Source organism: Sphingobium sp. V4, assembly GCF_029590555.1.
In the GTDB taxonomy this organism is placed as follows: Bacteria; Pseudomonadota; Alphaproteobacteria; order Sphingomonadales; family Sphingomonadaceae; genus Sphingobium.
Window position 1 is genome coordinate 2,289,679 of sequence record NZ_CP081001.1, and the last position, 20,539, is coordinate 2,310,217.

18 protein-coding genes are annotated in these 20,539 nt (G+C 65.9%); 17 read left to right on the plus strand and 1 reads right to left on the minus strand.

The window, feature by feature from the left end; translation table 11 throughout:
• Nucleotides 1-199 precede the first annotated feature (199 nt).
• The 17 genes from K3M67_RS11375 to K3M67_RS11455 all read left to right on the plus strand — a co-directional run bounded on the left by K3M67_RS11375 (nt 200) and on the right by K3M67_RS11455 (nt 19,020).
• Nucleotides 200-1,168, plus strand: a complete 969-nt coding sequence (locus K3M67_RS11375) for a magnesium and cobalt transport protein CorA (protein WP_285831514.1) — start codon at nt 200-202, stop codon at nt 1,166-1,168.
• Nucleotides 1,169-1,841: 673 nt separating this feature from the next.
• Nucleotides 1,842-3,233 (plus strand): sugar transferase, encoded by a 1,392-nt coding sequence (locus tag K3M67_RS11380; protein WP_066857448.1) that lies wholly within the window; start codon nt 1,842-1,844, stop codon nt 3,231-3,233.
• The gene (locus K3M67_RS11385) at nt 3,230-3,556 is read left to right on the plus strand and encodes a hypothetical protein (RefSeq protein WP_285831515.1); all 327 of its coding nucleotides are present in this window, start codon (nt 3,230-3,232) and stop codon (nt 3,554-3,556) included. The genes K3M67_RS11380 and K3M67_RS11385 overlap by 4 nt, the downstream gene beginning before the upstream one ends.
• A gap of 178 nt (nt 3,557-3,734) precedes the next feature.
• On the plus strand, nt 3,735-5,012 hold the full coding sequence (locus tag K3M67_RS11390; protein WP_232313688.1) for a hypothetical protein: 1,278 nt from the start codon (nt 3,735-3,737) through the stop codon (nt 5,010-5,012).
• 22 nt (nt 5,013-5,034) lie between these two features.
• Nucleotides 5,035-5,862: a polysaccharide biosynthesis/export family protein gene (locus K3M67_RS11395; protein ID WP_285831516.1), complete on the plus strand. Its 828-nt coding sequence runs from the start codon at nt 5,035-5,037 to the stop codon at nt 5,860-5,862.
• Entirely contained in the window at nt 5,859-7,277 is a 1,419-nt protein-coding gene (locus K3M67_RS11400) for an ATP-binding protein (protein WP_066857437.1), read from the plus strand. The genes K3M67_RS11395 and K3M67_RS11400 overlap by 4 nt, the downstream gene beginning before the upstream one ends.
• A complete protein-coding gene (locus K3M67_RS11405; protein WP_066857434.1) occupies nt 7,274-8,632 on the plus strand; it encodes a GNVR domain-containing protein in 1,359 nt (452 codons plus the stop codon). The genes K3M67_RS11400 and K3M67_RS11405 overlap by 4 nt, the downstream gene beginning before the upstream one ends.
• Entirely contained in the window at nt 8,629-9,534 is a 906-nt protein-coding gene (locus K3M67_RS11410; RefSeq protein WP_066857431.1) for a P-loop NTPase family protein, read from the plus strand. Before K3M67_RS11405 ends, K3M67_RS11410 begins: the two co-directional genes overlap by 4 nt.
• Nucleotides 9,531-10,337 carry a WecB/TagA/CpsF family glycosyltransferase gene (locus tag K3M67_RS11415; protein ID WP_084439003.1) on the plus strand — a complete coding sequence of 269 codons (807 nt, stop codon included), beginning with the start codon at nt 9,531-9,533 and terminating at the stop codon, nt 10,335-10,337. Before K3M67_RS11410 ends, K3M67_RS11415 begins: the two co-directional genes overlap by 4 nt.
• Nucleotides 10,330-11,637: a polysaccharide biosynthesis protein gene (locus K3M67_RS11420; RefSeq protein ID WP_066857428.1), complete on the plus strand. Its 1,308-nt coding sequence runs from the start codon at nt 10,330-10,332 to the stop codon at nt 11,635-11,637. The genes K3M67_RS11415 and K3M67_RS11420 overlap by 8 nt, the downstream gene beginning before the upstream one ends.
• A 4-nt stretch (nt 11,638-11,641) precedes the next feature.
• On the plus strand, nt 11,642-13,018 hold the full coding sequence (locus tag K3M67_RS11425) for an O-antigen ligase family protein (RefSeq protein WP_285831517.1): 1,377 nt from the start codon (nt 11,642-11,644) through the stop codon (nt 13,016-13,018).
• A complete protein-coding gene (locus K3M67_RS11430) occupies nt 13,011-13,952 on the plus strand; it encodes a glycosyltransferase family 2 protein (RefSeq protein WP_285831518.1) in 942 nt (313 codons plus the stop codon). Before K3M67_RS11425 ends, K3M67_RS11430 begins: the two co-directional genes overlap by 8 nt.
• Nucleotides 13,949-14,911 carry a glycosyltransferase family 2 protein gene (locus tag K3M67_RS11435; protein WP_285831519.1) on the plus strand — a complete coding sequence of 321 codons (963 nt, stop codon included), beginning with the start codon at nt 13,949-13,951 and terminating at the stop codon, nt 14,909-14,911. Before K3M67_RS11430 ends, K3M67_RS11435 begins: the two co-directional genes overlap by 4 nt.
• Nucleotides 14,908-15,876 (plus strand): glycosyltransferase family 2 protein, encoded by a 969-nt coding sequence (locus tag K3M67_RS11440; RefSeq protein ID WP_285831520.1) that lies wholly within the window; start codon nt 14,908-14,910, stop codon nt 15,874-15,876. The genes K3M67_RS11435 and K3M67_RS11440 overlap by 4 nt, the downstream gene beginning before the upstream one ends.
• Nucleotides 15,873-17,021, plus strand: a complete 1,149-nt coding sequence (locus tag K3M67_RS11445) for an endo-1,4-beta-xylanase (RefSeq protein ID WP_285831521.1) — start codon at nt 15,873-15,875, stop codon at nt 17,019-17,021. Before K3M67_RS11440 ends, K3M67_RS11445 begins: the two co-directional genes overlap by 4 nt.
• A complete protein-coding gene (locus K3M67_RS11450) occupies nt 17,018-18,103 on the plus strand; it encodes an acyltransferase family protein (RefSeq protein WP_285831522.1) in 1,086 nt (361 codons plus the stop codon). Before K3M67_RS11445 ends, K3M67_RS11450 begins: the two co-directional genes overlap by 4 nt.
• Complete coding sequence (locus K3M67_RS11455) at nt 18,100-19,020, plus strand: glycosyltransferase family 2 protein (protein WP_285831523.1); 921 nt, start codon at nt 18,100-18,102, stop codon at nt 19,018-19,020. The genes K3M67_RS11450 and K3M67_RS11455 overlap by 4 nt, the downstream gene beginning before the upstream one ends.
• Here K3M67_RS11455 and K3M67_RS11460 read toward each other — a convergent pair.
• A complete protein-coding gene (locus K3M67_RS11460) occupies nt 19,005-20,381 on the minus strand; it encodes a glycoside hydrolase family 16 protein (protein ID WP_285831524.1) in 1,377 nt (458 codons plus the stop codon). The two genes, K3M67_RS11455 and K3M67_RS11460, sit on opposite strands and share 16 nt — an antisense overlap.
• Nucleotides 20,382-20,539: the final 158 nt, after the last annotated feature.

The following is a 20,539-nucleotide window of genomic DNA, read 5'->3' on the forward strand; positions in this document are numbered from 1 at the left end:
CCCTCTCCCAGCCTGTGCCGCGCGCATCGTCTTGCGCGCCCCCATTTCCACCCCAACTATGTCAGGCAAAAGTCAGCCGCCGCCCTGATGGCCGAAAATGACATGAGCGGACATGCCGACGCGGCGAACCGCAGGTCGCGCGGGACGGCGCCGCCCGCTTCTGCTAATCGACGGAAACAACAGCGAAACAGAAGAGATCATGACCGTCATTGCCGCCTATCTCTACCGCAACGGCCAATGCGTGCGCCCGGTGTCGATCGACGAGCGGATCGCCTGTTCGGCGGACAAGTCCGAATTCGTCTGGATCGGCCTCGCCGATCCCAGCGACGACGAAATGCACCGATTGCAGCGCACCTACGATCTGCATCCGCTCGCGGTCGAGGACGCGATCAAGGCGAACCAGTTGCCCAAGGTCGATCTGTATGGCGACCAGCTGTTCGTCGTCGCCCGCACCGCCTATCTCGAAGCGGACGCCATCTCCTATGGGGAGACCGCGATCTTCGTGGGTCACAGCCATATCATCAGCGTCCGCCACGGTTCGGCGCGCGCCCATCTCACCCTGCGCCACGACCTGGAGGCGGTGCCTGCCCGCCTGGCGCAGGGCGTCGACTATGTGCTGCACGCCATCCTGGACTTCATCGTCGACGGCTATCTGCCGATCATCGAGGGGATCGAGGATGAGGTGCTGGCGATGGAACAGCAGATGATCGACCATTTCCTGGGGCGCGACGACATTACCCGCATCTTCAACCTGCGCCGCCAGCTGATCCGGTTCCAGCGCATCCTGGTACCGATGCAGGAGGTGGCGACCAAGTTCGTGAAGGTCGAACTGCCATGCATCGACGCGGAGGCGCGGGCCTATTTCAGCGACGTGCGCGACCATGTGCGCCGCGTTCAGGTGATGGTCGACGATCTGCGCGAGGTGCTGAGCAGCGTGTTCGAATCCTCCAACCTGCTGGAGCAGCAGCGCACCGGCGCCATCACCCGCCAGCTTGCCGCCTGGGCTGCCATCCTGGCGGTGCCGACCGCGATCGCGGGCATTTACGGCATGAATTTCGAGCATATGCCCGAACTCAAGACGCGCTACGGCTATTTCGTCGTGCTGGGGGTGATAACCGTCATATGCAGCCTGCTCTACGCCCGCTTCAAACGGCTGAAGTGGCTGTAGCAGCCGGATCGAGCCGTGTTTTGCAACGTCAGTGGACTTCGTCCCGTTCTGACGCGGTTACTATCTTGTAAAACTGGAAAATTCCGAAAAAATCAGTTATTGTTCGATCGCATCGAAAAAATTCGGAATACAGGCCTGAATTGGCCAGGGTGAGGACGGAAGAAGCGCATATGATAGGTGTTCCGACCGATCCGAGTGAAAGAATTGTCGATTCTGGCCCAGGCCCGATGCCGGCACGGTGCGATCCTTTGCCGGGCGAGCATCCGCTCGTCACTCCCGTTGCAGACCCGTTGCCGGCGTTCGTCAGGGCCGAACGCATGGTCCAACATCTGTCGCGTTGGGCGGGGCCAACCGCGCTGTCTGGCGCCGTCCTCCTTCTGGGATACTGGCTGCTGAGCTGATTCGCACGGGCTACAGCCGCGCCTTGTCGCAGCGCAGCGCAGTGATGGTCTTACTCCGGTTATCGCACTTGTGGGGCGCCACGTCGCCGATCGCCTTCAAGTCGTCGGAAAAGCCCTTCCGGGCGTCTATAGTGGATTGCCAGCCGCGAAAGATTGTGGCGTGCTGCTACGCAACATAAATCAAAATAACGCACGCGTAACAAATGCCTTCATTCCGGTCGCCCATGGAAACATGGATCGGGCATGACGTCATGACGCAAAAAGGGTTGTAGATGTCGAAAATCGATCTTGCGATCAAAGATATCCCCCGTTTCCATCCCACCACAGCCGCAAGTCTCCGGAACATCCGACTGGCGCTGTGCCTGCTACTGTTGGCGACAGACATGGTGGCATTGGCTACCGGATTTGCTCTGGGCCTGCGCGCGGCGGGCCTCCCTACACTGTCGAGCGCACTTTGGCAGTCCATGGCAGGTGGCATGATCGTTTATGGGATACTGGCCTTTCATAACCAGGCGTTCCATCCGCGATGCCTTACAGGCATTACCAGCTCCTGCCGCAGCGCGATCATGGCACTGGCCGGCACGCTGCTGATCTTCCTCCTGGTCGTGTTCTCGCTCAAGGCGACCGACAGTCTTTCCCGCCTTGGCGTGACATCGGGCATCCTGTGCAGCGCCACGCTGCTGATCGTCCAGCGAATGATGATCGTGCGCGCGGTGCGCCGCCATTTCGGCGACGGCCTGTTCGCGCAGCTGCTGATCGTCGATGGCGGCGTCCTTCCCGACAATGTCCAAGGCTTGACGGTTATCGAAGCCGATGCCGCGGGCCTGCGCCCCGACCTCGACGATCCCTACATGCTGCATCGGCTGGGGGTAATCCTGGAGGAATTCGACCGCGTGGTGATCGCCAGCGCGCTCGATCGCAAGGACGACTGGGCCCAAATGCTCAAGGGCGGCAACATCTCCGGGGAAATCATCGTTTCCGACCTGGATTCGATGGCGCCGCTCGCAGTCCATAATTGTCGCGGGATGCCTACGCTGGTCGTGTCCCGCGGGCCGCTGAACTTGGCCAACCGGGCCAAGAAGCGCCTTCTCGACATCATCCTGACGGTCCCGGTGCTGATCGCGCTGGCCCCGATGATGGCGGCGGTGGCGATCCTCATCAAACTCGACTCGCCCGGCCCGATCTTCTTCCGGCAGGAGCGGATCGGGCGTGGCAACCGCATCTTCCACATCCTGAAATTCCGCAGCATGAGGGTGAACCAGGCGGGCCAGGACGGCGCGACATCGACCCGCCGCGACGATGATCGCATCACGCGCGTCGGCGCCTTCATCCGCAAGACCAGCATCGATGAACTGCCCCAGCTCATCAACGTGCTGATGGGTGAAATGAGCCTGGTCGGTCCTCGCCCCCATGCGCTGGGATCGACGGCGGAAGATCAGCTGTTCTGGCAGGTCGACCGGCAATATTGGCATCGCCACGCGCTCAAGCCCGGCATCACCGGCCTGGCGCAGATCCGGGGCTTCCGCGGCGCGACCGAAACCCGGCGCGACATCCTCAACCGGGTGGAGGCGGATCTGGAATATCTGCACGGCTGGAGCCTGATGCGCGATATCGCCATCCTGGTGGGCACGCTCAACGTACTGGTCCACCGCAACGCATATTGAGCGCACCGCAGCGCCGGGCGGAACGCGACGAACGGTTGGCGCGAAGCCCCGCATTCCTACCTTTTGTTAATATCCGCGCGATATCCCGCCTGCATCAGGAACAGGCGGGATTTTTTTGTGTCATGCAGAACCGGAAGTCTGGCGTGATCGTTGCAGTTCGTTCGGCTGAGGAAATCAGCCCGAAAATCCATATTCCCGCCCGTCGTCGCGCTACGCCGGTGCTTGCCGATCGCCTGGAAAACATCGTGCAGATGGTTTCGCGCTGGGCGGGCGTCACCGCCTTGATCGCCACTTTGGCTGCAATCGGATGGGTGATTCTCTAGATCCAAACAGCGCTCGCTAGATTGCTCCCAGATTAACAAGTCCGACATGGCGGGTTCCGGCCTGTAACCCGCACATTTCGGACGATCCGAACCGTTGCTTTGCCGCGACCAACGGTGTGTGGCCATGTGTGCAGGCGGCGGAAACCCGACTAGCATGGGCTCATTGCTGCAACGCAACATGAGTCGCATTTTGGCCCCATCAGATCATCCGCAACTGCGGACGCACTTCGTCATGCCCGGCACGGGTCGCCTGGAGCGTCGAACGCGCGTCCTGCGCACCATATTCGTCACGGCCGCAGCCCTGACGATCACCCCTCCTGTCGCGTTCGCGCAGGACAATATCGGATCCAACGGCGCACTCGAAGAGCGACGCCTGGTCGACTATGGCTTCAACCTCACGGCCGGGCTGGACCTGCTCTATGACGACAATGTCTATCGCGTCGACGACGCGGTGGCCGACCCGAAGAGCGACCTGATCGTCACGCCATCGATAGAGGCGCGGTTCGGGCGGCCGGTCGGACGACATGACATCCTGTTTCGGGCCAAGCTGGGCTATGACCGTTTCCTGTCGGAACAGCAGCGCAGCAAGCTGCGCGTCGATACGGAGGCCAAGGCCGACCTGCGCTTCGGCGCCACCTGTGTCGTCACGCCCCGCGCCGCCTACCGGCAACAGCGCGCCGATTATGGCGATCTCAACACGGCGACCGAGAATCTCCAGCGCTTCACCTCCTTCGGGGCCAAGCTCAGCTGCGAGCGGCCCGGCCTGTTTCCCGTGGCCGCCTATAGCCACGACCTGACGCGCAACGCCGACCAGTTCGACTATGCCGACCAGACCAGTGACAGCTTCATGGGCGGGATCGGCTACAACAAGCCGAGCCTAGGCACGATCACCGCTTATTATGCGCGGGTCGACAGCAAGCGCGACACGCTGGGAATCGAAAACCGGATCAACAGCTGGGGTCTGCGTTTCCAGCGGTCGGTGTCGCCGCTGACCCAGATCGACGCGGACCTGCGCTGGCTCGACGTCGACAGCGATTCGGCCGCGGTCGGCAGCTATGACGGGCTGGGCTGGAAGGTCAGCCTGTCGACCAACGCGGTTCCGCGCCTCAAGCTGACCGCCACGACCGAACGGAGCATCGTCAACGACAGCCTGATAGCGGCCGGCTTCGCCATCGAGACCGCCTATCGCGTGCAGGGCGACTTCGCCATTTCCGAACTCACCTCTGCCGGTCTCTACGCGGAATGGGAACGGCGGAAATTCCGGCAGGACGCCGCGCTGCGCCCCTTCACGATCAACGCCGACCGTAACCAGCGGCTGGGTGGCGTGCTGAGCCGGAAACTGTCGGACCGTGTCGCGCTGACGCTCGACGCCCAGCATTATCGGCGCCGGACCGACACCGACATTTCCCAGTTCAGCGGCACCCAGGTGACGCTGGGCGCGGCGATCAAATTCTGAACCATCCAGGGAGCAAAGACCTGTGAAAACAGCCAAGACCCTGACCATCTTGCAGGCGGCGGCCCTCGCCGCGCTGCCTGCGGCCGCCATTGCCCAGGCCGCTGCACCGGCGAGCACGACGGCGGCCGTCGCCCCCGCCGCGCCACAACCCGGCGCCGCGGCCGGCTATCTGCTCGGCCCGGACGACGAGGTGAAGATCGCCGTGTTCGGCCAGCCCGACCTGTCCACCACGACGCGGGTGAAGGCGGATGGCACGGTCCTGCTCGCGCTGATCGGCCCCATTCAGGCGAACGGCAAGAGCACGACCCAGCTGTCGCAGGACATCGCCGCCGGCTATGCCGCCGGCGGCTATCTGACCAAGCCGTCGGTCAGCGTCGAAGTCAGCAATTATGTCAGCCGCTTCGTTACCGTGCTGGGCAATGTGCCGCAGGCAGGCAATTACCCGCTCGACCGGCCCTATACGGTGGCATCGATGCTGGCCAAGGCGGGGGGATCGACCAAGGACGGCGCCAACGCGGTCATCCTGACGCCCGCCGAGGGCGGCGCGCCGGTGCGTATTTCGCTGGCCGACATGTCGGCGGGCGCCAACCGGCCGCTGAAGCCGGGCGACACGCTGTTCGTGCCGCAGGCCGAGAAAGTCTATGTCTATGGCCAGGTGCAGCAGCCCGGCGCCTTTTCCTTCGCGCCGGGGCAGAGCTTCCGCCAGGCGCTGGCATTGGCGGGCGGCCCGACCCTGGCAGGGTCCACAAAACGCATAAAGGTTCGCCGGGGGGGGAAGGAAATTCAGGCCGATCTGGACGATCCGGTGCAGCCTGAAGACGTCCTCATCATCCGGGAGAAGCTGTTTTGACCGCGATAGATCAAGGCATATTGCAGGAACGGACCGGCCTTCTGGGCCGCTTCCTCTCGTCCGCCCTCGGCGATACGCGACGGCGCAGCGACCGGCTGATCCCCGACGAGGTCCAGCTGGAAGCGGACATGCGCGCCGTGCCGGGCTTCCACCACGCCTCGTCCGAACAGGAGACCGATGACGCGCAGCCGCGGCCGCTGTCGATGAGCGCCATGACCGCGCCCATCCGCCCGATCAGCCTGCGCCGCGACAGCATTTACGCCGCCTTCAACACGGCGATGCCCGTCACCGACCGCCATGGCCTGGCCGGGCGCAACAGCGAGCTGGAAAAGCTGGTCGAGGCGATCGTCGTGCAGCGCAAACATGCGGTGGTGTTCGGCACGCGCGGATCGGGCAAGACCTCGCTCGCGCGGGTTTTCGGCGACCTGGCCGACGAGGCGGGCTGCGTTGCCCTCTACGCCTCCGCCAATGGCGATTCGGATTTCGATGCGCTGTTCCGCCCGTTCCTGCCCGAACTGCCGATGAGCGCGGCCGGACGCGAGCGGCTGAAGACCATGCTGGCCGATCGGCTGGACGTGGCAAGGCTGGCCGCGCTGCTGGTCGAGGAAGTGCGCGAACGATCGATCCTGATCATCGACGAATATGACCGGGTGGAATCCGATGGCGCAAAACAGGATGTCGCGGCGCTGCTCAAGCTGCTGACGGACATTCATTCCCCGGTGCAGGTGGTGCTGGTGGGCATCGCCAGCGACATTGACGGACTGATCGCGGCCCACCCCTCGCTGCGTCGCCATCTGGTGCCGCAGCGCGTCAGCCCGATACCCCGCCCCCAACTGGAACGGCTGCTCGCCAGTTGCGCGTCCAACGCGCGGCTGACCATCGACCCCGACGCGCTGGAGGCGCTGGCCGCCGCCGCGATGGGATCGCCCTATCATGCCCGGCTGTTCGGGATGCACGCCGCGCTGGCCTGCGAAGGGGCGGGGCGGGATCATGTGACGCTGGCCGACGCCGAACAGGGGCTGGCCGATGCGCTGACCGGCTGGGCGGAAATGAGCGAGCCGACCCACGCCCTGTTCCGCCGCATCCTGTGGGAAGCGGGCGCCAGCCGACGCATGATCGGCCTGGCCGCGGTAGTGGCAGCGCAGATGCTCGCCATTTCCAGCGATCGCCTGGCGCGCCTCGGCCATGAAGTGCTGGGCGGCGGGTCGATCAACGAAGGACAGGCGCGCGACGCCATGGCCCGGCTGCAACCCGCGCTGGTCACGACGCCCAATGGCGAATTGTGGATGTTCGAGGACACGCTGGCACCGCAATTCCTGCTGCTGATGGCCAAGCAGCAGGTAACGGCGGCTCCGCCAGAACAATCCCCGGCCGAGGAAATGCGCGCATTGCTGCGAGGAGTGGACGGGCTATGAGCATGAATCCCATCGATCTGCTGGCCGCGCTCCAGGCGCGCTGGCGCACCGCCGCGACGATCGGCGCCGTGCTGTTCGCGCTTGTCGCCGCCTTTGCCTTCACGCAGCCGCGGCAATATATGGGCACGGCCTCGCTGCTGCTCGATCTGTCGCAGACCGACCCGACATCGACGACGAACGACCAGGGCAGCCGGGTCGATACCGAAAGCATCATCGGCACCCAGACCGACGTGATCCGCAGCGCCAAGGTGATCAACGCCGTGGCGAAGGAAGCCGGGTTCGTCGACGCCCTGCCCGCCGACATGCCGGCCGACGCCCGCCTGCAACAGGCCGCCGCGATGGTGCGCGCGAACCTCATCATCACCACCGGACGGCAGAGCAACGTGCTGCAACTCCAGTATCTGGACCCCAGCCCGCAAATCGCGGCCAAGGTCGCGAACCTGGTCGCCAAGATCTACATGCGCGAACAGGTGGAGCTGCGGGCCTCGCCCGCGCGCGGATCGGCCAAATGGTTCGACGAGCAGACGCAGGAAGTGCGCCGCCGCTACGAACTGGCGCAGAAGAAGCTGTCCGACTTCCAACGCGCTCATGACATCATCGGCATCAACCGCATGGATCTGGAAGCCGAAAAGCTGAAGAACATGTCCTATCAGCTGACCCAGGCGCAGGCCGAGGCGGCCGCCGCGCGCTCCAAGGCGCGCGCCGGCAGCGTGTCGGACATCGAAGGGTCGCTGATCGTCCAGAATCTGCAGGAACAGGTCGCGGCGCAGTCCGCTCGCGTGTCGGAACTGGGCAAGACCCTGGGCCCGAACCACCCGACCATGGCCGCAGCGAGTGCCCAATTGTCGGAATTGCAGGCGAAGCTGGGCGCCGCCCGCGCCAGCCAGGCCGGCGCGGTCAGCGCCAACAGCGTCGCCGCCAACGGCCGCGAGGGCGACCTCAAGGCCAACATGGCCGCGCAGGAAGATCGCATGATCCGCATGTCGGACGTGCAGGACCAGCTGATGGTGCTCCAGCGCGACGTGGATGCGGCGCGCCAGACCTATGACACGGTGCGCCAGCGCTTCAACGAGGCGGCGCTGCGGAGCCAGATCTCCCAGCCCAACGCCAGCCCGCTGGACGAGGCGGCCGTGCCGCTGCTGCCCGCCAAGCCAAACATCCCCTTGTGGCTGGTCGCGGGCGTGGCGCTGGGCCTGGTCGGCGGCGTAGCGGCGGTCATCCTGATGGAGATCGTTAACCCCCGCGTCCGCTCCGCCTCCGGTGTCGCCCGCGCCACCGAAGTCGACGTCATCACCGAACTGATGCCCGCCCCTGTCCGGGCCGGGTGGTTCCCGAAGCACAAGGAGGCTGCATGAGACTGCGTTCCACGGCAGGCGCCCCGCCGCAGATGAACCCCGGCGGCACCGCCGCTTCCCGTCCCCGTGCCCGCGACAGCAAGGGCTTTGCCCGCCTCGCGGTGGAGCATGGTTTCATGGCGGAGGCCGATGTCGCCCGGATCGAGGCCCACGCCCGCGCCGAAGGACTGGCGCTGCATGATGCGGCCGTCGACCTGGGGCTGCTGGACAGCGAGGATGCGGCCATGCTCGCCGCCTTGCAGGGCGGCTTCGCCCTGCTGCCGATGGGCGACCCGCGCGTTGACCCGCTGGTGGCAGCGGCCTTCGACCCGGCCGATCCCTACGCCGCAAAGATCCGCACCATCCGCTCCAAGATGCGGGCCGTCGCCAAGAATGGCGATCCCACCGCGCTGCGGCTGGCCGTCCTGTCGGTCGATGCGGGCGATGAAGGCGCGATCGTGGCGGCCAACCTGGCCGTCGTGCTGGCGCAGATGGACGGACCGACCATGGCAGTCGACGTCGACATGGAGCGACCCTCGCTCGACCGGCTGTTCCGGGTCGCCAACAAGGCAGGGCTGGCCGAACAGCTGATCGGCAGCGCCGCCTTGCTGCCCGCCGCCAAGACGGCGGTCGACGGGCTTTGGCTGATGACCGCCGGGCGTGCATCGGGCAGCGCATCCAGCCTGGTGACGCGGGGGCCACTGGCCGAAACCGCGAGCGGCTGGGGCCTGCGGGACATGACGATGCTGTTCTACCTGGCCGAACGCAAGGGCGACCAGACGCCCTATGGCAGCATCCTCGCCGGCTTCGACGCAGTAACGCTGATCGTGCGGCGCGGAGAAACAGGGATCGCCGCCATGCGCCGCGTCATCGACGAACTTGATCGCCATGGCGTGCCGATCGCCGGGACGGTGATCGCATGAACGATCTGGCTGCCAACAATCCGCTGCCCTGGCCGGAGGGCGCGCGAGCAGAGTCGTCGATCGCGCATGTCGGCGGCATTCCCGTTTCCACCCTGTCGCTCGACGCCCTGATCGGCAAGATGCTGCGGGAGGCGCCGTTGCGCCGGTCGCTCGACCAGCCCGCCTGGCTCGTGTTCGATTGCAATGGCCAGGGCCTGTCGATGAACGCCACCGACCGGGCGTTTCGCGCCGACCTGGCGCAGGCCGACCTGATCCACGCCGACGGGCAGGTCGTGGTCGCCGCCTCCCGGTGGCTCGACGGCCCGGCCATCGCCGATCGGTCGAGCACCACCGACATGTTCATCGACAGCCTGCAACCCGCCGCAAAGGCCGGCGTCAGCTATTATCTGCTCGGCGGAACGGAAGAGGTGAACGACCAATGCGCGCGGCGGATCACCGAAATCGCGCCGGGGCTGAACCTCGCCGGACGCCGCAACGGATACTGGTCGGCGCAGGATGAGGATGCGGTGATCGATGCGATCAACGCGGCTGCGCCCGACGTCCTCTGGGTCGGCACGGGCAAGCCGCGCGAGCAGGCTTTCTGCGTGCGCAACCGGCACCGGATCAAGGCGGGCTGGATCGTCACCTGCGGGGGGCTGTTCAACTATGTGACCGGCGATTATCCGCGCGCCCCGATGTGGATGCAGGAACGCGGGCTGGAATGGCTGCACCGCATGGTGACGCGCCCGCGCCAACTCGCCTGGCGCTACATCACCACCAATCCCCATGCGCTCTGGCTGATCTGGAAGCATCGCCATGGCTGAAGCGCCAGCGGCCGAAAAGCTGCCAGCCGGGGAGCGACCCGCGACGGGTAGTGCCCAGCGGCTGGGCGGCGTGCTCGGCCGCTTCGGCTTGGCGAGCCTGTCCTCGGCGATCGTGTCGGTCAGCCATCTGGCCGTCCAGCTCTTTTCCATTCACCATCTGGGGACGGCGGCGATCGGCACGCTGGCCTTCCTGCTGGTCATCATCCAGTTCGGATACGGCCTGTCCAACGCGCTGGTCTCGACGCCCTATACGATCGCGGTCAACCAGGGCGAGGAAGCGGACGCGCGCCGTTTCGACTTCTTCTTCCCGGTCAACCTGCTGCTGGCGGCCAGCCAGGGACTGATCTGCGCGGGCATCGCCTGGGCCACCGCCTCCCCCGCCGCCGCCCTGCTGTTCGGGCTGGCTGGCACCTTCTCGCTGATCCGCTGGTTCGGGCGCTCCAATGCCTATGCCCATCATGCGCCGATGCGCGCGGCGCGATCCGACCTCGTCTATGCGGGCACGATCCTGATCGGCCTGACGATCGCGACGCGCACCGGCGCCAGCCTGCCCACCATCGGCGCGATGCTGGTGGCCGCCAGCCTGATCGGGATGCTGCCCTTCGGCTTCGCCTTCCTGCGCCGCCATGGCGCGATGACGCCGGGCCGCGCGCTGCGCGCCTACCGCCCGGTTTGGCGCGAACAGTCCGCCTGGACGCTGGTGGGCGTATTGTCCACCGAGGCGACATCCAACGCGCACAGCTATATCGTCACCCTGCTCGCAGGCCCGGCCGCCTTCGCCCCGGTCGCCGTGGGGATGCTCTTCTTCCGCCCGGTCAATGTCTGCATCACCGCGCTGACCCAGCTGGAGCGGCCGCGCATGACCCGTGCCGTCGCGCGCGGCGACCATGATGCGGCGATCAAGTCCGAACGCCTGTTCATGGCCGCTTTGGTCCTGCTCTGGATCGGCACCTGCGTCGTCGCGGCGATCGTGCTGGCCGCCTTCCCCGGCCTCATCATCAAGCCCACGCTCGATCATCAGGCGGTCGTCATGGCGGTCGCGCTCTGCGCGCTGCTGTCCCTGGTCCAGTGCGTGCAGACGCCGATGAGCGTGATGACCCAGGCGCGCCGCGCCTTCCGCCCGCTCGCCGCACAAAGCCTGCGCAGCTGCGGGGTCGGCATCGTCGCCGTCACACTGATCGTGCTCGGCGCCGATCCGGTGCTGTCGATCGGCGGCGTGGTGCTTTCGCAGCTGGTGATGATGCTCGGCATCTGGCGGCTCGACCGCCAGTGGCGGCGCGCCCGGCGCACGGAGGACTGAGGCCATGGCGACAAGCTGGCGCCGCATCGGCCAGACCCCGACCATCGCCACTGCCGCCCCGACCACGGATGGCGCCGGCGACCGGATGGTTTGGGTCGCCCAGATATTCTACTTCGTCTTCCTGATGATGGTCTTCATCGGTCAGCAGCCCTTCGCGTCGCGAACCCAGGACGAACTGGTGGCGATGGCGCAGGCCAATGACGGGTCCGATCTGTTCAAGCAGGCGCTGTTCATCGGCTTCGCGCTGCTGCTGACGGCAGTGCAGGTCATCCGCAAGCAGCCGCTGCGCTACCGGTTCAGCTTCTGGCCCCTCGCCATCATGCTGGGCTGGTTCTTCATCACCTGCCTCTGGGGCGTCGATCCCTTCGTGTCGTTCAAGCGGGCGATGCAGCAGTTGATCGTGATCTACATCACCTTCTGCGCGCTGTCGCTGATCGGGCCGCAGCGCCTGTTCGACGCCTTGCGCGCGGCCCTGATCGTCTCGTTGCTGATCTGCTGGATATCGTTGCCGCTGACGGCGGCCGCGGTCCATCCGCCGACCGAGAGCGACAAGGCGCTGATCGGCGCGTGGCGCGGCTTCTTCTTCCACAAGAATATCGCCGGCGCCGTCATGGCCCTGACCTTCATCGTCTGCGGCAATGCCTGGATCGACCGGCGCAAATGGTATTATGCGCTGTTTGCGGTCATGGCTTTCGTCTTCGTGATCGGCACGAAGAGCAAGACGTCGCTGGCGCTGTGCGTAGGTATGCTGGCGATCAGCAACGTCTATCGCGCGCTGAGCGGCAATACGCAGAAGCGGGCGATCCTGCTGCTGATGCTCGGTTTCGGCATGGTCGGATTCCTGGCGCTCTACATCGCCTACCAACCGACGGTCGAGCGACTGTTCGCCGATCCCACGGCCTTTACCGGGCGTGTGTCGATCTGGCGGGTGGTGTTCGACTATCTGGCCGACCACCCCTATCTGGGGGCGGGCTTCGGGGGATTCTGGCAGGTCGGCGCGCAATCGCCCGCGCACGACTATTTGAACCAGCAATTCCAGATGCTGACCGCCCATTCGCACAATGGGTATCTGGAAATCTGGGTCACGACCGGGCCGCTCGGCCTCCTCATGCTGCTGCTCAGCTTCCTTGCCCTGCCGGCCTACTGGTTCCTGACGGGGTCGACCCGCGAGAACCAGCATCTGATGGTGCCGGCCTTCGCCATATGGGTCTTCGTCATGTACCAGAATCTGCTGGAAACTTCCTTCTTCGACAAAGATCGCCAGGTCTGGGTGATCTTCCTGGCGGCCGTCGCGACCGCGCACGCGACGTTCAAGGCGCGACCGCGCCCGGCCTGGAATCGCCGCCATCTGGCGCGCAACGAGGAGGCCGCCCATGGATAGGGCAATCGGGAAAATCGTCATCGGCATCGCCACCTGCAACCGGCCGCAAGGCCTGTTGCGCACGCTCCGGTCGATCGCGCAGCAAGATACCTGCCTCCATCTGGAAATCCTGGTCGCGGACAATGACGCCACCCGCCAGGAAGGGATGGCCGTGGTCGAACGGATCGCAAGCGAGGGCTATCGCTGGCCGATCCGCGCCCTGCTAGTGGCGGAACGTGGCATTCCGCGCGTCCGCAATGCGCTGGTGGCGCAGGCGCTGGGCGATCCGGCCGTGACCCATGTCGCGATGCTGGACGATGACGAGGCCGCCTCCCCCGGCTGGATCGAGGCGATGGTCGACGCCGCCCGGCAATGGAATGCCGATGTCGTCGGCGGCGCCGTGCTGCGCGAGATGGACGCGCCCGTGCCCGGCTGGGCGGCGCCCCACCCGCTGCTCCAGCCCAAGATGCGGGGCCAATCCGGCCGGGTCGACCTGGTCGACAGCACCGCCAATGTGCTGATCGCCGCATCCGCGTTGCACGCCATGGGGAGCGCCCCGTTCGACGAGCGGATGGCGCTGACCGGCGGGTCGGACAAGCAGCTTTTTTCCCGGATGCAGCGCGCCGGCCATCGTTTCGCCTGGTCGGAGGAGGCGGTCGTGACCGAACTCATCCCCGCCAGCCGGGTGACGCAGAAATGGCTGCTGATGCGCGGTTATCGCATCGGCATGACGGACATGATGGTCGAGCGTTTCCACAAGGGACGGATGCGCGCTTTGTTGAGCGAAGCGCCCCGCATCCTGGGCGGCGCGGCGTCGGGGGCGTTCGGCGCCCTGCTCACGCGCGACCGGGGCAAGCGCGTCCAGCGGCTCGGCCGTCTTTATCGCGCGGCCGGCAAGATCGCCGGCCTCGCCGGTTTCCATTATGAAGAATATCGAAAGGTGCATGGCGCATGAGCGATGCGACGCATCAGTCTGAACGCCCCTTTTACTCGGTCGTCATCCCGCTCTACAACCGGGCGGACATCGTCGGCGCGACGATCCGGTCGGTCCTGGCGCAGGACTGGCAGGATCTGGAGATCGTCGTGATCGATGACGGATCGAAGGACGATCCGCGTCCGGTGATCGACGCGATCGGCGATCGGCGCGTCCGCTACATCCGGCAGGACAATCAGGGCGGCGGCGCGGCGCGCAACCATGGCATATTGGCAGCGGACGGCCATTATATCGCCTTCCTCGATTCCGACGACCTGTTCCTGCCCGGCAAGCTGTCGATCATGGCGAAGGCCTTGGCGGGGGACGATGGCCGCACAGTCCTTTATTCGCGGATGAAGGTGGACCGGGGCGTAGACCGCTACTGGATACGCCCCGACCGCGGCATCCGCGAGGGCGAGGATGTCGGCGAATATCTGTTCTGCGCCAACCAGTTCATGCAGACATCGACCATGGTCGTGCCCACCGACCTGGCGCGACGCGTGCTGTTCGACCCGGCGCTCAAGAAAGGGCAGGACCTCGACTTCTGCGTCCGTTTGCAGGGCGCGGGCGCGCGTTTCCGCATGATCGACCAGCCGCTGACCGTCTGGCTCGACGCGACCGAGGCGGGGCGCACATCCTATGTGAAGGGCTATGAAACCTCGCTCGACTGGCTGGAGCGGTGCGGCCACATGCTGACCGTGCGGGCGCGGCGTGGCTATCGCGCGACGGTGCTGGCCTATCATATGGCGCCGATCCGGCCGGTGGCGGCGATCCGCGACCTGGCGGTGGGACTGGTCGCGGGCGGCGTGCCTCCGAAGATCATCGCCCGTCAGTTGCTGCGATCCTATCTGCCCAAGCCGCTCTACCGGTCGCTGGTCAATCGCTTCGTCCTGCATTTCGGCAAGGCGGAGGCCGCGCGCCGCCCGCCGCAACCCTCATGAAGCTGGTGGACCTCGCCCCCGCCCGCGCCGCCACGACGGCTACGCCGATCTTTTCGGTCATCATCCCGAGCTATGAGCGGCGCGAGCAAACGGTCGCCGCGACCGTCTCCGCGCTCGAACAGAGTATCGCGGATATCGAGGTGATCGTCGTCATCGACGGATCGACCGACGATACGGAGGCTGCCCTGCGCGGCATCGACGATCCAAGGCTGACCGTGATCGTGCAGCCCAATCGCGGCGCAGCAGGGGCGCGCAACACCGGCATCGACCATGCGCGCGGCGCCTATGTCGCCTTCCTCGACTGCGACGACCTGTTTTTGCCCCATCATCTGTCCGATCTGTTGGTGCTGCTGCAACATGGCGAGAATGTCGTCGCCTATGGGCAGGTCGTCGCCGACCGGGGCGCGGGCCGCCAGTTCCTGAAACCGCCCCGCGCCATCGCCAGCGGCGAGACCATGGACCGTTACCTGATGTGCGAACGCGGGTTCGTGCAGACCAGCAGCATGGCGCTGAGCCGCGCACTGGCGCGCAGGGTCCGCTATCGCGAGGATGTGGGCTTTGGCGACGATACCGACTTCGCCATGCGCCTGGCGCTCGCCGGCGGTCGCTTCCTGATGACGGAACGGCCCGGCACGATCTGGACCGACCGGCAGACCGGAGACCGGCTTTCGCAGGTGCGCGACAATATCGGCAATCTGACATGGCTGCGCGACCTGCGCCCGCATATCTCGGCCAAAGCCTTTTCCGCCTATCTGGGCTGGCACGCGGCGAAGAGCATCTGGCCGGTCAGCCACCGCAGGGCGATGGGCTATTATCTGTCCGCACTGGTCCGGGGCGCGTTCGGGCCGCGGCTGGCCGCGACGATCCTACTCCAGATCGTCATGCCCGACCCGCTATATCGTCGCCTGTCGGATCGGTGGATCGACTTTTCCCACATGCTCGCGGGCAAGGGACCGCGGCTGTGAGGCGACGGGAATTCCTGGCCGGCTCGCTCGCCCTGTCCGCCTGCGCGCCGATGCCGCCAAGCCATGCGCGCGACGGTGCCGCGACCGAAAGCATCGCAGCCCGCGCCCGCCGGTCAGGCCGCAGCTTCGGCGCGGCGGTCAAGTCGCGCCTGTTGCGCGAAGACAAGGCCTTCGCCGCCGCCGTCGCACGCGAATGCGACATGGTGGTCCAGGAATATGAGTTGAAGCGCGGCACGACCGAGCGAAAGCGCGGACGGTTCGATTTCAGCGGCGCCGATCAGATCCTCGCCTTCGCGCAGCGCAATCGGATGGCCGCGCGCGGCCATGCGCTGGTCTGGTACGCTGCCAATCCGCCCTGGCTCCAGCCCGCGCTGGAAGCGACCGACCGCGCGGGGCGCGAGCGGCTGATGACCAGCTATATCGACGCCGCAATGCCGCGCTATGCTGGCCGGATCACGGAATGGGACGTGGTCAACGAGCCACTGGAACCCAAAGACGGCCGCGCCGACGGGATGCGCCAGAACAGCATGTGGATGCGCGGGCTGGGCGAGGACTATATCGACATCGCCTTCCACCATGCGCGCGAGGCGGATCCCGGCGCGACGCTGTTCCTGACCGATTATGGGGTGGAGCATGATTCCCCCCGCTGCGAACGGCGGCGCACCGCAATGCTGAAACTGCTGGACCGGCTGATGGCGCGCAACGTGCCCATCGACGCGATCGGCATCCAGGGCCATCTCAAGCCCTTCCGAGAGGGGTTCGATCAGACAGTGTTCGGCCGCTTCCTGCGGCAGCTGAGCGATTATGGCCTCAGCCTGTCGATCACCGAGTTCGACATCGCCGACAGGGGCGGACCGCCCAATCCCGACAAACGCGACCGGGAGGTAGCGGCGGTGGCCAAGGCGGTGCTGGACGTCGCCTTCGACAATCCGGCGATGCAGGCGCTGCTCTGCTGGGGCCTGTCGGACCGTTATAGCTGGCTGTCCAATTTTCCCGACTATAAATGGCCCGATGGACAATTGTCCCGCGGCCTGCCCCTCGACGACAAGATGCGCCGCAAGCCGCTCTGGGATGCGATCGGCGCCGCGTTCGATGCAGCCCCCGCCGCGCGGCGACAAGCCAACCTTCGGAGACATGACGCATGAGGATTTCTTCGCTCACCGGCCTGCGTGGCGTGGCGGCGGTTTCCGTGCTGCTCTATCATATTCCGCACAACCCGGCCTTCGCTGCCTTCGCCATGCCGATCTTCTCGCGCGCCTATCTGGCGGTCGACCTGTTCTTCATCCTCAGCGGATTCGTCATCTCGCTGGGTTATCATGAGCGGGTGATGGGTCGGCCAGGATGGGCCAGCTATGTTGACTTCCTGATCAATCGCATGGCGCGCGTCTGGCCGCTGCACCTGATCGTGACGCTCGTTTTCATGGGGCGCATCCTCCTCAATGTGTCTGGCAATCAGGCGATCGACCTCGACGCTCCCAATGTCGTCAGCAACCTGCTGATGGTGCAGAGCTGGGGCTGGGGCACGGAACCGATCGCCGGCAACAGCTGGTCGGTCAGCACGGAAGTCGCGGCCTATCTGCTCTATCCGCTCATCGCGCTGATCGCTTTCTCCCGCTGGGCCTGGGTACAGGGCATCGCCGCCGTCGCGCTGCTGGCGATGGTGGCAGCGTCCGGACTGGGATCGAGCGGCCCGCTCGACGTCAACGACAGCGACACGGTGCTGACCCTGCTGCGCTGCCTGGCCGGCTTCTCGCTCGGCGTGCTCGCCTATCGCGTCGCCGACCGGCGCTGGTGCCGGGCGCTCATCGACCGGCCGGGCGGCTTTGCCGCCGTCTGCGCGCTGATCGGCGTCGCGCTCTGGTTGCCGGGCAAGGTCGACCTGCTCGTCGTCTGCCTGATGCCGGCACTGGTCCTGAGTTGCTATTATGACGGCCCGGCCGCGCGCGCCGCCATGTCCAACCCGGTCAGCTTCCACCTGGGCCTCATCAGCTATTCCATATACCTGTGGCACCCGCTGGTCCGCGATGTGGTGGCGCGGGTCATGACGATGGCGCATGGACGCGGCATCACCGGCATGGACGGGCTGTTCGTCGTGGCGATGCTGGTGGCGACCTGGCTGCTCTGCTGGGCCAGCTATGCGCTGGTCGAGCTGCGCGGGCATCGGCTCGTCAAATGGCTGCAGCGGCGCGCACAACGGCGCCTGGACGTCAGGGAAGCGACGATTTGACCGCTCCCGGCAAGCCGATCTGGATCGCGATCCCAACCTTCCGCCGTCCCCGGCAACTGCGTCACCTGCTCGAAACATTGCCCGCGGTGGTCGCCGGGAAGGACGCGATGCTGCTGGTCGCCGACAATGACCCCGAACGCCAAGAGGGTGCGGCGGTCGTGCGCGACCTGATCGAATCGGGCTATGAGCTGCCGGTGACGCTGCTCCCCGTGCCGGAGCCGGGCCTGTGCGCCGTCCGCAACGCCATCGTGGCGGCCGCGCTCGGCGATCCGGCGATGCGCTTCCTCGCGATGATCGACGATGACGAATGGCCCCAGCCCGGCTGGCTCGACGCCCTGCTCGCCTGCCAGGCTGGGGTGGACGCCGACGTCGTGGCCGGCCCGGTCGATTCGATGTTCGTCGGCCCGGCACCGCGCTGGGCGCATGAAACGCTGGTGTTCCGCGCAGAAGAGCGGCCGGCGGGCGTGACGGCCATGCTCTGGGCCAGCAACAATCTGCTCCTTCGCCGCGCGGCGCTGGAGATGCTGGAGCGCCCCTGGTTCGATCCGCGCTTTAACCGCAGCGGCGGCGAGGACCTGGACTATCTGGCCCGACTGGCCCGCGCCGGGGCGCGCTTCGGCTGGGCGCCCGATGCGCGCGTCAGCGAATGGGTGCCGCCCGAACGGGCACGCCTTGGCTGGGTTTTGCGGCGCATGTGGCGCATCGGCTGCACCGAAACGCTGGCGCGGCGGAAGGAGACGCCATTGCCGGTCCTGCTGATTCGCTCCGTCGGCATCGTGGCGCTTCGCACGGCGGGCCTGTCCGCCCTGTTGCTGCCCGGCGCGCATCGTGTCGACATCGCCGGGCAGTGGATCAAGAGCTGGGGCCGCCTCTACGCGCTCGCGGGCGGCGGCCACAAGGCTTATGGCGCGCTGTAGATCTTGAAGCTGCGGATGATCATGTCGCCCGACCCGTCGGTAAACGCGCTGTCGGTCTTAACCGCGACATCCATGATGGGGTACCAGCGGAAACCCTGGAAAGGATTGACCGACTGGTAGGTTTCCTTCCCGTCCACGAACCAGGTGATATAGTCGCGCTGGATATCGACCGCGAAACGGTGGAAATCCTCCGAATAGCCCTTGATGCCATAGGCCTGCTCGGTCTGGATCACGACGCCGCGCTGGAACGACCGGACCCCGCCGGAACCGCCATGGATGGTCTGGCCGACATGTCGGTCGAAATCCCAGTAGCTCTGATAGCCAAAGCCTTCATAGATATCGATTTCCGGCGGCCAGCCGCTGGTCGACACCAGCCAGAAGGCCGGCCATGTGCCGCGCCGGTTGGGCATCCGCGCATCCCATTCATATTGGCCATAGCCAATCTGCGAGGCGAGGAAATTGCGTCCGTCGAGCACTGACGCGCCATATTTCCAGCTCTGCCCTTCGTAGTAGATCGGGGTCGCCAGCTTCTGCGTGTGCAGGACCAGTCCCTTGCTGCTCCAGTAGACCGGCCCTTCGATGCCAGGCCAGATCGAGGAATCGAGATAGAGTCCGGTTTCGCCATTGGCGACCTGCGTGCGGCCATGGGACAGCGATGTCGCCCAGCGATCCCAGCCGCCATCGGGCGACCTTTTGTGCGTGTCCTTGAGCAGTTCGAACTGAAGCGTTCCGGTCGGCGCGAACGTACGCGCGGCGCGGAAGGTGCCGGTCGCCTTGGCCGTCACCGTCGCGGTGCTGGAGGCGGTGACGGTACCGACCGACTGGCCCTGCAACCCGCCCCAGGGCGCCTCGCGCAGCTTGAGCTGGAAGAACTGCCCCTCGGCCGCGCCGATGATCGGGACGGCGACCGTCTGCGTCAGCGGGTCGCCGGGGCGGAAGATCACGACCGTGTCGACCGTCTGGTAATGATAGCCCGACAGCGCCCGCAACGTGCCCGACCCATTGACCGTGACGACCCGCGCGATCACGGTGTTGGGCGTTGCGCGATCGAGGGTGATCGGCACATAGGCGGTTCCGGTGCCGGGACGGAAGGTCGCATTGCCGATCGACAGGGTGGCCTTGTCGGGCAATTTGGTGCCGTTCGCAAAGTCGAAGGTGGAGAAGCTGGACGTCGTTGCCGTGCTGCCAACACTCGCAATGCTCGTCTGCGTCGATGACGTCGTCGTGCTATAGTTAACGGTATTTAAACTATTTGCATCGATACTTGTCGTCGAAGTCAAAATCGTGGCTGCCCCGGCTGCGATGACGCAGAACACGGCAAACCCGGCTCCGATGGCGGAGCCGACCTGTTTGCTGTTCATGATAAAACCCCCTGCGGTTCATCCTGAAAATCCGCCAGGCACATTAACAAAGCCTTGCGGACGAACACGGTTCACCGCAATCTCGGGGAAATTGCGACGAGCCGCTTTCGGGCGACCATTGCCGCCGGATGCACCGCCGCTCGCAACCCGTTGCGTGC

Excerpts from the sequence above, each read along its gene's own strand:
- K3M67_RS11375 (WP_285831514.1), top strand. The coding sequence starts at position 200 with ATGACCGTCATTGCCGCCTATCTCTACCGCAACGGCCAATGCGTGCGC.
- K3M67_RS11380 (WP_066857448.1), top strand. The coding sequence starts at position 1,842 with ATGTCGAAAATCGATCTTGCGATCAAAGATATCCCCCGTTTCCATCCC.
- K3M67_RS11390 (WP_232313688.1), top strand. The coding sequence starts at position 3,735 with ATGAGTCGCATTTTGGCCCCATCAGATCATCCGCAACTGCGGACGCAC.
- K3M67_RS11405 (WP_066857434.1), top strand. The coding sequence starts at position 7,274 with ATGAGCATGAATCCCATCGATCTGCTGGCCGCGCTCCAGGCGCGCTGG.
- K3M67_RS11410 (WP_066857431.1), top strand. The coding sequence starts at position 8,629 with ATGAGACTGCGTTCCACGGCAGGCGCCCCGCCGCAGATGAACCCCGGC.
- K3M67_RS11415 (WP_084439003.1), top strand. The coding sequence starts at position 9,531 with ATGAACGATCTGGCTGCCAACAATCCGCTGCCCTGGCCGGAGGGCGCG.
- K3M67_RS11420 (WP_066857428.1), top strand. The coding sequence starts at position 10,330 with ATGGCTGAAGCGCCAGCGGCCGAAAAGCTGCCAGCCGGGGAGCGACCC.
- K3M67_RS11425 (WP_285831517.1), top strand. The coding sequence starts at position 11,642 with ATGGCGACAAGCTGGCGCCGCATCGGCCAGACCCCGACCATCGCCACT.
- K3M67_RS11430 (WP_285831518.1), top strand. The coding sequence starts at position 13,011 with ATGGATAGGGCAATCGGGAAAATCGTCATCGGCATCGCCACCTGCAAC.
- K3M67_RS11435 (WP_285831519.1), top strand. The coding sequence starts at position 13,949 with ATGAGCGATGCGACGCATCAGTCTGAACGCCCCTTTTACTCGGTCGTC.
- K3M67_RS11440 (WP_285831520.1), top strand. The coding sequence starts at position 14,908 with ATGAAGCTGGTGGACCTCGCCCCCGCCCGCGCCGCCACGACGGCTACG.
- K3M67_RS11450 (WP_285831522.1), top strand. The coding sequence starts at position 17,018 with ATGAGGATTTCTTCGCTCACCGGCCTGCGTGGCGTGGCGGCGGTTTCC.
- K3M67_RS11460 (WP_285831524.1), bottom strand. The coding sequence starts at position 20,381 with ATGAACAGCAAACAGGTCGGCTCCGCCATCGGAGCCGGGTTTGCCGTG.